At 70.8% G+C, this 13241-nt stretch carries 13 protein-coding genes and 1 tRNA gene; 7 read left to right on the top strand and 7 right to left on the bottom strand.

Annotated elements, in window-relative coordinates:
* Positions 1–954, bottom strand: coding sequence for a galactan export ABC transporter permease subunit Wzm/RfbD (wzm, locus tag CF165_RS01405; protein WP_093945566.1), 954 nt, complete (start codon positions 952–954; stop codon positions 1–3).
* A gap of 118 nt (positions 955–1072) precedes the next feature.
* On the opposite strand from wzm, the gene CF165_RS01400 reads away from it, so the two are divergent.
* Entirely contained in the window at positions 1073–2311 is a 1239-nt protein-coding gene (locus CF165_RS01400) for a polysaccharide pyruvyl transferase family protein (RefSeq protein ID WP_093945565.1), read from the top strand.
* Positions 2312–2349: 38 nt separating this feature from the next.
* Complete coding sequence (locus CF165_RS01395; RefSeq protein WP_093945564.1) at positions 2350–3498, top strand: epoxide hydrolase family protein; 1149 nt, start codon at positions 2350–2352, stop codon at positions 3496–3498.
* Between the two features lie 132 nt (positions 3499–3630).
* Here CF165_RS01395 and CF165_RS01390 read toward each other — a convergent pair whose 3' ends face one another.
* Positions 3631–4197, bottom strand: a complete 567-nt coding sequence (locus tag CF165_RS01390; protein ID WP_093945563.1) for a bacterial proteasome activator family protein — start codon at positions 4195–4197, stop codon at positions 3631–3633.
* A 134-nt stretch (positions 4198–4331) separates the two neighbouring features.
* Between CF165_RS01390 and CF165_RS01385 the strand changes: the two genes are divergently transcribed.
* Positions 4332–5531: a cysteine desulfurase-like protein gene (locus tag CF165_RS01385; protein ID WP_093945562.1), complete on the top strand. Its 1200-nt coding sequence runs from the start codon at positions 4332–4334 to the stop codon at positions 5529–5531.
* Here the strand turns inward: CF165_RS01385 and CF165_RS01380 are convergent.
* The gene (locus CF165_RS01380) at positions 5528–6505 is read right to left on the bottom strand and encodes an NAD(P)H-quinone oxidoreductase (RefSeq protein WP_093945561.1); all 978 of its coding nucleotides are present in this window, start codon (positions 6503–6505) and stop codon (positions 5528–5530) included. The two genes, CF165_RS01385 and CF165_RS01380, sit on opposite strands and share 4 nt — an antisense overlap.
* An 82-nt stretch (positions 6506–6587) precedes the next feature.
* Between CF165_RS01380 and CF165_RS01375 the strand changes: the two genes are divergently transcribed.
* On the top strand, positions 6588–8129 hold the full coding sequence (locus CF165_RS01375; protein ID WP_205660741.1) for a M28 family metallopeptidase: 1542 nt from the start codon (positions 6588–6590) through the stop codon (positions 8127–8129).
* A 62-nt stretch (positions 8130–8191) separates the two neighbouring features.
* On the opposite strand, the gene ypfJ is transcribed toward CF165_RS01375, so the two are convergent.
* Positions 8192–9121, bottom strand: coding sequence for a KPN_02809 family neutral zinc metallopeptidase (gene ypfJ / locus CF165_RS01370; RefSeq protein WP_093945560.1), 930 nt, complete (start codon positions 9119–9121; stop codon positions 8192–8194).
* 508 nt (positions 9122–9629) lie between these two features.
* Between ypfJ and CF165_RS01365 the strand changes: the two genes are divergently transcribed.
* Positions 9630–10142, top strand: coding sequence for a MarR family winged helix-turn-helix transcriptional regulator (locus CF165_RS01365; protein ID WP_205660740.1), 513 nt, complete (start codon positions 9630–9632; stop codon positions 10140–10142).
* On the opposite strand, the gene CF165_RS01360 is transcribed toward CF165_RS01365, so the two are convergent.
* Positions 10137–10223 (bottom strand) — tRNA-Ser (locus tag CF165_RS01360). The two genes, CF165_RS01365 and CF165_RS01360, sit on opposite strands and share 6 nt — an antisense overlap.
* Before the next feature lie 64 nt (positions 10224–10287).
* Between CF165_RS01360 and CF165_RS01355 the strand changes: the two genes are divergently transcribed.
* Positions 10288–10767, top strand: a complete 480-nt coding sequence (locus CF165_RS01355; protein WP_143268414.1) for a DUF3592 domain-containing protein — start codon at positions 10288–10290, stop codon at positions 10765–10767.
* Here CF165_RS01355 and CF165_RS01350 read toward each other — a convergent pair.
* Together CF165_RS01350 and CF165_RS01340 are read right to left on the bottom strand one after the other, a co-directional pair.
* Positions 10748–11587, bottom strand: coding sequence for a patatin-like phospholipase family protein (locus CF165_RS01350; RefSeq protein ID WP_167441306.1), 840 nt, complete (start codon positions 11585–11587; stop codon positions 10748–10750). The genes CF165_RS01355 and CF165_RS01350 overlap by 20 nt on opposite strands.
* Positions 11588–11890: 303 nt before the next feature.
* Positions 11891–12172 (bottom strand): DUF2277 domain-containing protein, encoded by a 282-nt coding sequence (locus tag CF165_RS01340; RefSeq protein WP_093945557.1) that lies wholly within the window; start codon positions 12170–12172, stop codon positions 11891–11893.
* Between the two features lie 101 nt (positions 12173–12273).
* Here CF165_RS01340 and CF165_RS01335 point away from each other — a divergent pair, with 101 nt between their 5' ends.
* Positions 12274–13215, top strand: coding sequence for an Ldh family oxidoreductase (locus CF165_RS01335; protein ID WP_240521419.1), 942 nt, complete (start codon positions 12274–12276; stop codon positions 13213–13215).
* Positions 13216–13241: the final 26 nt, after the last annotated feature.

Below are 13241 nucleotides of genomic sequence, written 5' to 3'. Positions count from 1 at the left end.
TCACACCCAGTAGGAGACGCGGGCACGGTAATTGCGCATCGCGACGAGCGCGAGCGCCCAGCCGACGATGGTGATGGAGCCGACCACGATCCAGTTGCCGGGGGTGAACGACTGCCCGATCAACGGCGCCCGGACCACCTGCATGAAGTGGTACAGCGGGTTCAGCTGGATGATCGGCAAGGCCCACGAGGCGTTGGCGCGAGCGCCGCCCGCGAGCAGCTGGTCGACGGGCCAGACGATCGGCGTGCCGTAGAACAGCAGCTGGATCACGGAGTTGATCACCTGCGGGATGTCGCGGAACCGGGTCGAGATGATGCCCAGCAGCAGCGTCACCCAACCCGCGTTCAGCGCGAGCAGCACGAAGCCCGGGATGGCCAGCAACATGGTCCAGCTGAGGCCGGGGTGGCAGTACACGTGGTCGCCGCAGAGCCCGTCCTTCGAACCCAGCGAGTACGGGTTGTCCAGCGCGGTGAAGAAGATCGCCAGCACCGCGACGTAGACGATCATGTTGTGCGCCAGCAGCAGCGTCTGGCGCCACACCGTGCGCAGCATGTACACGCTCAGCGGCGCGGGGAGCTGCTTGATCAGCCCCTCGTTCGCGATGAACGTCTCCATGCCCTCGGCGAGGCAGCCGCTGATGAAGCCCCACAGGATGAAGCCGGTGGACAGGTAGGGCAGGAACACCTGGATCGGCGTGTTGAACAGCTGCGAGTACAGCAGCCCGAGCCCGAGCGCGATGACGGCCTGGCTGATCGTGATCCAGAAGGGCCCGATCACCGAGCGGCGGTAGCGCTGCTTGATGTCCTGCCAGCCGAGGTGACCCCACAGCTCGCGGGCGCGGAAACCGGCCTTGATGTCGGCGAAGGCACGCGCGAACGTCTTGCTGTCCGACGTCGGCGGCGCCGACGTCGCTACGGGTGATTCCGCGGCCTGAACCGTGCTGGTGGCATGCACGTGGACGAGGGTACCGATGTGCCCGCCACCGGCCTGGCCAACCCCGTCCGCAACCGGCGGCCGGGGCTAATGCCAACGTGACCTGGATTACAGTCCGTCACGCCGTACCATTCCGCGCATGGTGGTCGCCCCGAACGGGACTTCGTCGACGAAGTCGGCCCAGCGTGCTCTTTACTACGTGGTGGCTCCGGTGGGGCACCCCAACTACGGCGACGAGCTCATCGCGGCGAGCTGGCTCCGCGAGCTGGCCGAAATGGCACCGGACGCCGACGTCTGGGTGGACACGCATTCCCCCGGGCCGGCGGCCGTCCTGCTCGACGGGATCCACCCCCGGGCCAAGTTCACCGACACGCTGTGGCGGTTGTGCTGGGAAGCGCCGTCGGAGGACCCGTGGCAGGCGGCGGCGTGGGTGCGCGAAGCGGTGCACAACCCCGGCATGATGCCTCGCCTGCACGGCGGGATCGAGCTGCTCGCGACGGCCGACGTCGTGCACGTCGTCGGCGGCGGCTACATCAACAAGCTCTGGCCCAAGCAGATCGGCCTCCTCGCCGGCGCCGCGGCGGCGGTCGAACGGTCGGGCGGCCGGGCCGCGATGACCGGGCACGGTCTCGTGCCGGCCTGCGACGACGTCACGCCCCTGCTGCTGAGCCTGATGGACCACTTCGAGGTCGTCGAGGTCCGTGACGAAGCCTCGGCTGAGCTCGTGGACGTGCAGCCCGGGATCGACGACGCGTTCCTGGGCATCGGCCCGCACCGCTACGAGACGGCCGAGGACCAGCCCGAGGTCATGCTGTGCCTGCAGTCGGACCTCGTCGAGGTCGGCATCGGCAAGCTGGCGGGTGCGGTGCTGTCGATGCTGCGCGCGTGGAAGGTGCCGCCCGAGCGCGTCGGCGTCGTCGAGGGCGTGCCGCGGGTCGACCGCGAGGTGTTCGCCTTGCTGGAGCGCGAGCTGCCCGGTGCCCGGTTCTACCCGTTCTCCCACGTCTGGGCGCACGGCCTGCCCGCCAACCCCCGGCAGACCTGGATCTCGACCCGGTTCCACGTGCACATGCTGGCCGCGGCCGTGGGAGCGTCCGGTGTCGCGGTGTCGGTGAACCCGGACTACTACGCGACGAAGCACCGCTCGCTGGCCGCGCTCGGCTCCAACTGGACGGTGCTGGAAGACCTCGGCCAGGTGCCGGACCGGCCGACCGCCGGCGGCTACGCGCCGGACGTCCTCGCGCGGCTCCGGAAGGCGAAGGTGGAGGTGGCGAGGACCGTCTACGCCCCCGTCGAGCGACGGCAGCCGGCCGACGCGCCGCCGGAGCCGCAGCCCGAGTCGCTGAGGCGGCGCTGGTCGAGGCGCATCCTCGGCTGAGGACAGCTGCTGTCCGCAATGGTTCGTACCGTTGCGGCATGACTTCGGAAATCACCCCGTTCCGCATCGACGTCCCGCAAGCCGATCTCGACGACCTCCGCGCGCGGCTGGCGAACACCCGCTGGCCCGACCAGCCCGCCGGCGGCGCGGAGTGGCGGCTCGGCGCGCCCGTCGGCTACGTGCGCGAACTGGCCGAGTACTGGCGGACGGGCTTCGACTGGCGGGCGCACGAGGAGCGGATCAACGCGTTCCCGCAGTTCACGACCACGATCGACGGCACGAACGTGCACTTCCTGCACGTGACGTCGCCCGAGCCGCACGCGACGCCGGTGCTGCTCACGCACGGCTGGCCGGGGTCGATCGTCGAGTTCCTGGACGTCATCGGGCCGCTGACGGACCCCCGTGCGTACGGCGGCGACCCCGAGGACGCCCTGCACGTGGTGGTCCCGTCGATCCCCGGCTACGGCTTCTCCGGCCCGACACCGGAGCCCGACTGGGGCCCGGAGCGGATCGCACGCGCGTTCGCGGAGCTGATGACCCGCCTCGGCTACCCGCGTTTCGGCGCCCACGGCGGCGACTGGGGCGCGATCATCTCCCGCGAGCTGGCGGTGCGGTTCCCGGAGCGGCTGCTGGGCATCCACGTGACGATGCTGGCGACGGCGGTGGTCCGCACCGAAGCCGACCTCGAGGGCCTCGACGAGCTCGACAAGGGTAGGCGTTCGCTGGAGAAGGGCGCGAAGTTCTCGCGCGAGGGCACCGGCTACGCGATGATCCAGGCGACGAAGCCGCAAACGCTGGCGTACGGGCTCCACGACTCCCCGGCGGGCCAGCTGGCGTGGATCGCGGAGAAGTTCCGCTCGTTCTCGAACGCGACGCAGGACCTCATCGACCGCGACGACCTCCTGGCGGACGTGTCGATCTACTGGTTCACGGAGACGGCGAACTCCTCGGCTCGCTTGTACGCGGCACTGACGGGCGGCTGGGGCGCGCCACCCCCGCCGAACACGGTCCCCACGGCGGTCGCGGTCTTCCCGGACGACATCGGCCTGCCGATCCGGGCATTGGCGGAGCGAACGGACAAGATCGTCCGCTGGACGGAGTTCCCGACGGGCGGACACTTCCCGGCGCTGGAGGAACCGGACGCACTGATCGGCGACATCCGGGGGTTCTTCCGCTCACTGCGCTGAAAGTGGCCGGGTGTCGTGAACGACTCGTTCATGACGTCTGACGACAGGAAAGAGTCGTTCATGACACAGGCCGACGGAAAGTGAGTTGTCCACAGGAGTTGTCCACATCCCCATTGGTCTGTGGACAACTGCTCAGAGGTACTGGCCCGTCCCCGAAATCCCCGGCCCGTGCTCATGCCCGTGCCCGGCCGCACCCGAAGGACCGGCGGGCAACCCCCGCCGCATCTGCTCGAGCTGGACCCGCGCCGCCATCTGCTGGGCGAACAGGGCCGTCTGGATTCCGCTGAACAGGCCCTCCAGCCAGCCCACCAGCTGGGCCTGGGCGATCCGCAGCTCCGCGTCCGACGGCGTCGAGTCGTCGGTGAACGGGCGGACCAGGCGCTCCAGCTCGTCCTGCAGCTCCGGGGCCAGTGCCTTCTCCAGCTCGCGGATCGACGTCTGGTGGATCTCGCGCACGCGCGTGCGCGATGCGTCGTCCAGCGGGGCCGCGCGGACCTCCTCCAGGAGTTGCTTGATCATCGTGCCGATGCGCATCACCTTCGCCGGCTCTTCGACGAGGTCGCCCACCGACTCAGGGTGGTCGCCATCGGGGGAGCCGGCTCCCACCGGCGTGCCGTCCGGCCCGACGACCACCACGTGGGGTGAAGATTCCTGGCCCGGGTCACCCGCTGTGAAGTTCGGCTCGGTCATGTGCTCCATCCTGGCTCGCGTTCGCCACGCTCCGCGACACCCATGGGGTGTCCGTCTCCGAGCGTAGCGGCTTCCGGGGTTCCCGGTGGCTCTCCACCCAACCCCGGACGCACGGCGAAACCGCACGTCCGTACGGTGTCCCCATGGCGTTCGACGTCGCTCGTATTCGTGGGCTCTTTCCCGCGCTGGGTGACGGCTGGATTCACTTCGACGGCGCCGCCGGAATGCTGGTACCGGAACAGGTCGCTTCGGCCGTGTCCACGGCGATGCGCGCACCGGTGTCCGGGCCGGGCGGAGCGTTTCCGGCCTCACAACGTGCGGAAAGCATCGTGACCGCGGCCCGCCGGGCCGTGGCCGACCTGGTCGGGGCCGACCCGGCCGCCGTCGTGCTCGGGCCGAGCGCGCCGGTGATGCTGCGCCGGCTCGTCGACGCGCTCGCCGAGCGCTGGACCATCGGCGACGAACTCGTCGTGTCCCGGCTCGACGAGCAGGCGAACCTGGCGCCGTGGCAGCGCGCCGCGAAGCGCGTCGGCGCGGTCGTGCGCTGGGGTGAGATCGACATCGAGACCTGCGAGCTGCCCGCGTGGCAGTACGAGCAGCTCGTGTCGGCGCGGACGAAGGCCGTCGCGGTCACGCTCGCGTCCGGCTCCGTCGGCACCCGGCCGGACGTGCCGACGATCATCGAGTTCGCCAAGCGGGTCGGCGCGCTCGTCGTCGTCGACGCCACCTACGCCGCGCCGTTCCTGCCGCTGGACATCAACGCTCTCGGCGCCGACGTCATGGTCGTGTCCGCGCAGGCTTGGGGTGGCCCTTCGGTGGGCGCACTGGTGTTCCGCGACCCGGACATGATCGAGCGGATCCCGCCCGCGTCGCTCGACCCGATGGCGCGCGGCGCCGCGCGCCTGGAACTCGGCCCGCACGCCTACCCGCTGCTGGCCGGGCTGATCGCGTCGATCGACTACCTCGCGGGTCTCGACGACGCCGCCGCCGGATCGCGCCGCGAACGCCTGGTCACTTCGCTCGGCTCCGCGAAGTCGTACCACGCCGGACTGCTCGCGCAGCTGTCGACGGAACTGCTGTCGCTGCGGCACATCATGGTCATCGGCAGCGCCATGCGCCGGATTCCCGCGCTCGCCTTCGCCGTCGCCGGCAAGAAGTCGCCCGAGGTCGCCGAGTACCTGGCGAAGCAGGGCTTGTGCGCTTTCGCCGATGACGGCACGAGCGGCGTCTTCGCGTCACTGGGTGTCGGAGAAGTGGGCGGCGCCGTGCGGATCGGGCTCGCCCACTACTCCAACGTCTTCGAGATCAACCAGCTCGTGCGGGTCCTGGAAGAACTCCGCTAGGACTTAGCTGCCAGCAGGACCTTGCCGAACACGCTGCCCTCTTCCAGGATCCGGTGCGCCGACGCGGCTTCGGCCATCGGCACGACCTGGCCGACGATCGGCTTGACCGAACCCTGCTCGACCAGCGGCCACAGGCGCTCGCGGACGTCGGCGACGATCGCCGCCTTCTGGTCCAGCGGGCGGAACCGCAGACCGGCGGCGAACACGCTCGCCCGCTTGCCGAGCAGCGTGCCGACGTTCAGCTCGCCCTTGACCCCGCCCTGCATGCCGATGATGACGAGCCGCCCGTCCTGCTGCAGCGCGTCGACGTTGCGGCCCAGGTAGGACGCGCCCATGTTGTCGAGGATGACGTTCGCGCCGCCGGTCTCCTTGCGGAGCACCTCGACGAAGTCTTCGTCCTTGTAGTTGATCGTGATGTCGGCGCCGAGCTGGCGGCAGCTCTCGAGCCGGTCGGCCGAGCCCGCGGTGACGGCGACGGTGGCGCCGAGCGCCTTCCCGACCTGGATGGCGTGCGTGCCGATCCCGCCGGCGCCGCCGTGGACCAGCAGCACCTCGCCCTCGGTGAGCTTCGCGTGCATCACGACGTTCGCCCACACCGTGCAGGCCACCTCGGGCAGCGCGGCCGCGGTGAGCAGGTCGATTTCGCCCGGTACCGGCAGCAGCTGTCCGGCCGGCACGACGGCCTTCTCCGCGTAGCCGCCGCCGGCGAGCAGCGCGCAGACCTCGTCGCCGACGGTCCAGCCTTCGACGCCCTCGCCGAGTTCGGCGATCGTGCCGGAGCACTCCAGGCCGATGGTTTCGCTGGCGCCGGGTGGCGGCGGGTAGTGGCCCTGGCGTTGCAGCAGGTCCGCGCGGTTCACCGCGCTCGCCGCGACGTCCAGCAGCACTTCGCCGGGGCCGGGACGCGGGTCCGCGACTTCCGCCCACTCGAGAACGTCCGGGTCACCTGGCTCACGGATGGTGATCGCGTACATGTGTCGACTGTATACCGGTGGGTGAATCTCCCGCCGAATGACGCATTGACGTACCTCGCATTCGGAACAAAGGTGAGCAACCATGCCACTCTTCCGAACAAGACTTCTCCCGCCGGTGGCTCTGGCCGCCGGTGCGACGCTGGTGCTCGGCCTCACCCCGGCCGCCGCCGCGACGACGGTCCCCGACGGCCCGGCCTTGGCCAAACAACTGGTCAAGAAGGTCGACGTCAACGGCGTCAACCGGCACCTGGTCGCCTTCCAGCGGTTCGCCGACACCAACGGCGGCACCCGGGCGGCGAGCACCGAGGGCCACAAGAAGTCCGCCGAGTACATCGCGGCCAAGCTCGAAGCGGCCGGGTTCCAGGTGACGCGCCAGGAGTTCCCGTTCACCTATTCGCAGACCCTGGCCCAGAAGCTGACCGCAGGCGGCGCGAACGTCCCGGTCATCGCCATGGAGTACACGGTTTCGACGCCGGTCGGCGGCATCACCGCGCCGCTCGCCGTGGTCGCGGTCGACGACACCAGCGGCTGCGAGGCCACCGACTACCCCGCGGACGTCGCGGGCAAGATCGCCCTGATCAAGCGCGGGGGCTGCTCGTTCGCGCAGAAGCAGCAGACCGCCGCGGCCGCGGGCGCGGTCGGCGCGATCGTCTACAACAACACCGACGGCGACCTGAACGGGACGCTCGGGGGCCCGGAGAACGCGAAGATCCCGACCGGGGGCGTGACGGCGGCCGCGGGGGCGCGGCTGGCCACGCTCGGCGGCCAGAACGTGACGCTGGAGCTGCGCGCCTTCCAGGAGGCGCGGACCAGCTACAACGTCATCGCCGAGACCAAGACCGGGCGCAAGGACAACGTCGTGATGCTCGGCTCGCACCTCGACAGCGTCCCGGCGGGCCCGGGCATCAACGACAACGGCACCGGCTCGGCGACCCTGCTCGAGACCGCGCTGCAGCTGGGGAGCGGCCCGAAGGTCAACAACGCCGTCCGCTTCGGCTTCTGGAGCGCGGAGGAGTTCGGCCTGATCGGCTCGACCTACTACGTCGACCAGCTCAGCTTCGAGCAGCAGCTCGACATCGCGCTGTACCTGAACTTCGACATGATCGGTTCGCCGAACGCCGGGTACTTCGCCTACGACGGCGACAACTCCGACGGCGTCGGCGCGGGTGCCGGCCCGTACGGCTCGGCGCAGATCGAGAAGACCTTCGTCGACTTCATGCAGGCCGCGCGGGGAGTGTCTCTCGAAGGCACCGACTTCACCGGCCGCTCGGACTACGGCGAGTTCATCGCCGTCGGCATCCCGGCCGGCGGCCTGGACACCGGCGCCGAGGTGCTGAAGACCCCGGCGCAGGCGGCGAAGTGGGGCGGCACGGCCGGCGTCGCCTTCGACCCGTGCTACCACCAGGCCTGCGACAACCTGGGCAACATCGACCGGGTCGCGCTGGACCGCAACGCGGACGGCGTCGCCTGGGCCCTCGGCGTCTACGCGACGAGCACCGAGAGCGTCAACGGCGTCCAGCCCGGCAAGGCGAAGTCGAAGTCGCTGACGGCGCAGAAGCGTTCGACCCAGCGGTCCCTCACCGCGCACGCCGTGGCCGGTGACCCGCACGCCCTGACCGCCTGACTCCCGGTCGTGAGTGAGTAACAGTGTTCTAACACTGTTACTCACTCACGACGGGTTGCGACTTAGCCCAGGTTGTTCGTGCCGAACGTGTCGCAGCGGGCAGGTTCGCCGGTCTGGAAGCCGGTGGTGAACCACTTCTTGCGCTGCGCGGACGTGCCGTGGGTGAACTTCGAGCGGTCGACCTGGCCGCCGCCGAGGTTCTGCTGGATGTAGTCGTCGCCGATGCGGGACGCGGTGTCCAGCGCGGCCGCGACGTCGTCCTGGGTGATGTCGGTGATCAGCGGCTTGCCGCTCTCGGTCGGCGTCGTCGAGGCGTGGTTGGCCCAGACGCCGGCGTAGCAGTCGGCCTGCAGTTCCAGGCGCACCGAGCCGGACGTCGGGCCGGTGCCGGTGCCCTTCTTCGACGTGCCGAGCAGGTTCTGCACGTGGTGGCCGTACTCGTGGGCGAGCACGTACGACTCGGTGAAGAGGCCGCCCTGCGCGCCGAAGCGGGTCTTCAGCTCGTCGAAGAAGGAGAGGTCGATGTAGACGTCGGAGTCGGCCGGGCAGTAGAACGGGCCGGTGTCGGAGGTGGCGCTGCCGCAGCCGGTGCGCACGCCGCCGTTGAAGAACCTCGTCGGCGCCTTCCGGTACGTCGAGCCGGAGCGCGCGAACTGCTGCGTCCAGTAGTCCTGGACGGAGTTGACGATCGCGACGATGGCGCAGTCGTGGTTCTTGTTGGCGTCCGCGCCGGTCTTGCACTCGCTGGCCAGCTTCGAGTTGTCGACCTGCTGGCCGGACCCGACGCTGCCGAGGCCACCGCCGAGACTGCTCCCGCTCGGCACGCTGACCCCGCCGAGCTGGGACAGTACGAAGTAGATGATCAGGCCGACGACGCCGAGTCCGCCGCCGCCGAGCGCCACGCGGCCGCCGATCCCGCCGCCGCCTCCACCGCTTCCGCGCAGGTCCTGGACTTCGGAAGTGTCCAGGCCGGCGTCGTCGTCGAATCTCACCCGAGAATCGTAACGAGCCTGGGCACGGCCGTCGCGCTGACGGGCGTGCCCAGGCTCTTTGTACCGAGGTATGTCTTTGTCGAGCGGTTGGCCGCTTCCGGACCGGCGTTCAGGCGCTGTCGTCACGGCTTCCGAGGCCGTGACCGGATCCAGGCCCGACCGACGCCGTATGCGTGAACGCATGGAAGCCCGCGCAGTAGCTGTTCACAATCGCGACCGACTCGGTTCTGTCCGTTTCAGTCGCGGGGACGCAGCTGGCGGTCAACCGCGAGGATCACCCGTCACGCAACCACCTGACCTCTCCTGGCGGGGAGCCGGGCCGGCACGTCACCGTCGCCGCGCCTCATACCCTGGCCGACCGTCCGCCGACAAGCAGAATGCGCCTTTTCCGGCCGAGTCTCAACCTTTTCGTAACCCCACCTTCGGGCGATGTTGCGGCGGGGTTTTCACCGGCCGACGGATCGGCGTCGGATCGCGCGGTCCCTTGATCAGCGTTCTACGCTGTCTTATGACCGAGGAGCGACCTGTGCGGTGGTTGAACGAAGCCGAGATGGCGGCGTGGCGCTCCTACATCGTGGCGACCCTCCTGCTGCGGCAGCGGCTGCACCGCGAGCTGTCCGACCGGCACGAGGTGTCGCTGACCGACTACGAGGTGCTCGTCTGCCTGGAAAGCCAGCCAGGGCACCGGATGCGGATGTCGGAGCTGGCGGTCTACATGGGGTCGACGAAGAGCAAGCTTTCGCACCAGGCCGGCAGGCTGGAGGCGGCGGGCCTGGTCCGCCGGGCCCGCGACCCCGACGACAAGCGCGGGGTGATCACGGAGCTGACCGGCGAGGGCCGGGCACTGCTGACGACGGCGGCGCCGACGCACGTGGAAGGCGTGCGCGAGCACCTCATCGACCTGCTGACCCCGCAGGAGCAGGCGACCATCGCTGCGGCGTTCGAGCGCGTGCTGGATCACCTGTCGGAGGCCGAAAAGCTGAACCCGGGCGCGGCCGCGCCCGGGTCATCGGAGCGGTAGCGGTGGGATTCGAACCCACGGAGAGGTTGCCCCCTCGCATGTTTTCAAGACATGTTCCTTCGGCCGCTCGGACACGCTACCTCGCCCCACGAGGGTAGCCGACGGCCCGAGGCAACCCGGTCCGCGCCTCGGACGTGCTCACCGCATGAAGACGCGATGGGACGGCGAGGGTGCGCGAGAGGAGGACGCCGAGGGGTCAGCCGTGACGCCGTTCTCGATGATCTGCCTGGCGATCGCGCTGGTGTCCCTCGGCGGCCTGATCTTCCTCGGGGTCACGCTCAGGGAGCGGGCCGGTTCGGTCGTGGCCGCGGCGACCGTGGAGCGCGTGCTCGACGTGGACCTGGTCGTGGCGCGCGTCGACGAGCCGGGCGGCGCCCGGTCCCGGGAGGTGCGGACCCACACGAACTACGACCGCCACACCCGTGTCCGATCCGGTCCCGGCTACGTCCGGGGCAGCCGCATCGAGGTGCGCTACTGGCCCGGGAAGCCCGAGATGGCGACCGAAACCACCGACGAGGTCCTGCTGCCGGGTAACTGGATCTTCGCGGTTCCGGCGGCGGGGCTGCTGATCGGGCTCGCCGGCCTGCTGGTGCCGGCCTATCCGCTCAAGCCCAGGTCAAAGTGAGCGCGGCACCTTGGGCCCGGCCCGCCTCGGCGGCCGGCGTGCGGGTCGACGGGTCCAGCGGGTTCTCGCCGACCGCCGCGACCGAAGCCTCGTCCGGGGTGATCAGGGCAACCTCCGCGCCCGCCGCGCGCAGTTCGTCCAGCACTACGAGCAGTGGTTTCTCCGCCGGCAGCTGTGACTCCAGGCCCAGCGGCGCCACGACCGTGATCCGGGACGCGCCGGCCGCGTAGTCGGCGTTTTCGGCCGAGCGGACGCCGCCGTCGATGTAGCGGCGGCCGTCGATCGTCACCGGGGGCCAGACGCCCGGGACCGCGCAGCTCGCCGCCACCGCGTCGACCAGGGACACCCCCGACTCGTGGTCGAACCGGCGGGGCTCGCCGGTTTCCGCGTCCACCGCCACGATGACCAGGCGCTGCTCCGGCCAGTCGTGCACCGGCAGCCGGGCCTCGATGACCGCGCGGCGATCCGCTTCGGGCACGGTTTCGGCCTTCACCGCCAGCTGCCCGACCGCCCGCCGCACGTCGGCTGGGGTCGTCGCGCCGGTGAGTGCGCCGCCGAAGTCGGCGGCGAACTTCTCGAAGTCGATGTCGGCCGGGATCTCCGGGGCCTGGCGCGCCGGGTCCGCTTGGCGCGCGAACAGCTCGTCCAGCGCGACACCGCTCGTCACCTGTGCCGCGACCGCCGCGCCCGCCGACGTGCCGACGACCAGGTCCGCGCCGGTGAGGTCCTGGCCGTGGCCGGCCAGTCCCACCAGCAGTCCCGTCGTCCACGCGATTCCGGCGACCCCGCCGCCGCCCAGTACCAAAGCCTGTCCACCCATGTGATCACCCTATCGGGACTGGGAAAACAGGGCGGCGATGACCGCGAAGATCGAAGGTTTCCACCACGTCAAGTTCCCCGTGCGCGACCTGGCGCGCAGCCGCCGACCGCTCGGCCGCCGAGGCGTGGATCGCGCGGCTGGACGAGCTCGGGGTCGAGCACGCGCCGCTGTTCGAGGCCACCACCGGCTGGATGGTGCGCCCAAACGACCCGGACGGCACCGAAATCCGGCTCTACAGCCTGTCGAAGGACGACGGCGTCGACCACACCGACGAGCGGGGTTACGCGCAGCGCGTGCGCTGACTCACGGCTGCTGCAGGGCTTTCGCGGCGATCCGCGCCCGCACCTCGGGACGGCGCAGCGGCGGCACGGTCGCCGGGGGCTGACGGCGTTCGGGCAGCTGCTCCAGCAGCCGGGCGGTGATCTCCGCGATTTCGGCCACCGCGGCCTCGAACGGCTCGCGCGTGGCGTCCGAAAGGGACTGGACGCCGGTCACCTTGCGGACGTACTGGCGGGCCGCGGCCTCGATCTCCTCGCCCGTCGCGGCCGGCTGGAGCCCTCGGAGGGTGGTGATGTTTCGGCACATGCCGCCCAGGGTACGACTCTTCGGACGCCTCGATCACACGGTCGGGTAGGCCCGGGCCCACCTCGTTGACGCCCGTAGCCGGGCTGGGCAATGTCGGGGAAGTGCCTCTCAGACCGCGTCCCTTCCGCTCCGCCCGCCCCGAACCCGCGATCGCCGAAGAAGAAACACCCGACACCCCGATCCCGGAACAGGCCTGGCCCCGCGTACGGGCCGACGAGCTGGTCACCCTCGTGGCACATGTCTTCGCCGCCCACGGCCTCCCCGAAGTGCGGGCCCGCATGGCGGCCGAGGCGCTCTGCCACGGCGACCTGACCGGCTCGCCGGAGACGGGCGTCGCCGACCTGACCCGCGTCCACCTGCCGCTGCTGGAGAACGGGCTCGTCGTCCCGCACGCCCGGCCGCTGATGATCGCCGACCGCGGCGCCGCCGCGCTGATCGACTACCGCCGCGGGCCCGGGCTCTGGGCCGTCGGCGACGCGATGGACCGGGCGGTGACCCGGGCCGGCCGCTTCGGCGTCGGGCTCGTGTCGATGCGCGGCGCCGGGCCGTTCGGCCGGGCCGGGCACCACGCCGCGCGCGCCCTGCCGCACGCGATGATCGGGCTGGTCCTCGCCGCGGGCGGCGAACCCGGCCAGCCGCTGAACCCCCTGGGCATGGCCGCCCCCGGCGGCGCGTACCCCGAGTTCGTCTTCGACCTGGATCAACTCGGCTCGGAAGCCGCCGGGCTGACGCTGCTGGTCGAGGTCCTCGCCGGGGTGCTTTCCGGCGTCGCCGACCACGACCACGACACGGGCCTGCTGGTGCTGGCGATCGCGCCGACGACGCTGCGCAGCGCCGACGGCTTCTACCGCGCCGCGAGCGCGCTGTTCGGCAGCATGCTGGGCTGGGACGGCAGCACGCCGATCCGCTACCCCGGCTGGCGGGAGGCCCAGCACCTGGAGCAGTGCCGGGCCCTCGGCGTGCCACTGGCCGGGCCGGTGCGCCGCGAGCTGGACGCGCTCGCGGCGTCGATCGGCCTCCCGCCACTGACCAGCGTCGGCTGAGACTCAAACGCCCCAATGTGGCGTTC

The organism is Amycolatopsis vastitatis, from assembly GCF_002234595.1.
Taxonomy (GTDB): Bacteria; Actinomycetota; Actinomycetes; order Mycobacteriales; family Pseudonocardiaceae; genus Amycolatopsis; species Amycolatopsis vastitatis.
The sequence above is the reverse complement of the archived record's forward strand: the minus strand, read 5'-3'. Positions and strand labels throughout refer to the sequence as shown.

Coding starts and splice junctions, on each gene's coding strand:
- CF165_RS01400 (WP_093945565.1), top strand. CDS start 1,073: ATGGTGGTCGCCCCGAACGGGACTTCGTCGACGAAGTCGGCCCAGCGT.
- CF165_RS01395 (WP_093945564.1), top strand. CDS start 2,350: ATGACTTCGGAAATCACCCCGTTCCGCATCGACGTCCCGCAAGCCGAT.
- CF165_RS01390 (WP_093945563.1), bottom strand. CDS start 4,197: ATGGAGCACATGACCGAGCCGAACTTCACAGCGGGTGACCCGGGCCAG.
- CF165_RS01385 (WP_093945562.1), top strand. CDS start 4,332: ATGGCGTTCGACGTCGCTCGTATTCGTGGGCTCTTTCCCGCGCTGGGT.
- CF165_RS01380 (WP_093945561.1), bottom strand. CDS start 6,505: ATGTACGCGATCACCATCCGTGAGCCAGGTGACCCGGACGTTCTCGAG.
- CF165_RS01375 (WP_205660741.1), top strand. CDS start 6,588: ATGCCACTCTTCCGAACAAGACTTCTCCCGCCGGTGGCTCTGGCCGCC.
- CF165_RS01365 (WP_205660740.1), top strand. CDS start 9,630: ATGACCGAGGAGCGACCTGTGCGGTGGTTGAACGAAGCCGAGATGGCG.
- CF165_RS01355 (WP_143268414.1), top strand. CDS start 10,288: ATGAAGACGCGATGGGACGGCGAGGGTGCGCGAGAGGAGGACGCCGAG.
- CF165_RS01350 (WP_167441306.1), bottom strand. CDS start 11,587: ATGGGTGGACAGGCTTTGGTACTGGGCGGCGGCGGGGTCGCCGGAATC.
- CF165_RS01340 (WP_093945557.1), bottom strand. CDS start 12,172: ATGTGCCGAAACATCACCACCCTCCGAGGGCTCCAGCCGGCCGCGACG.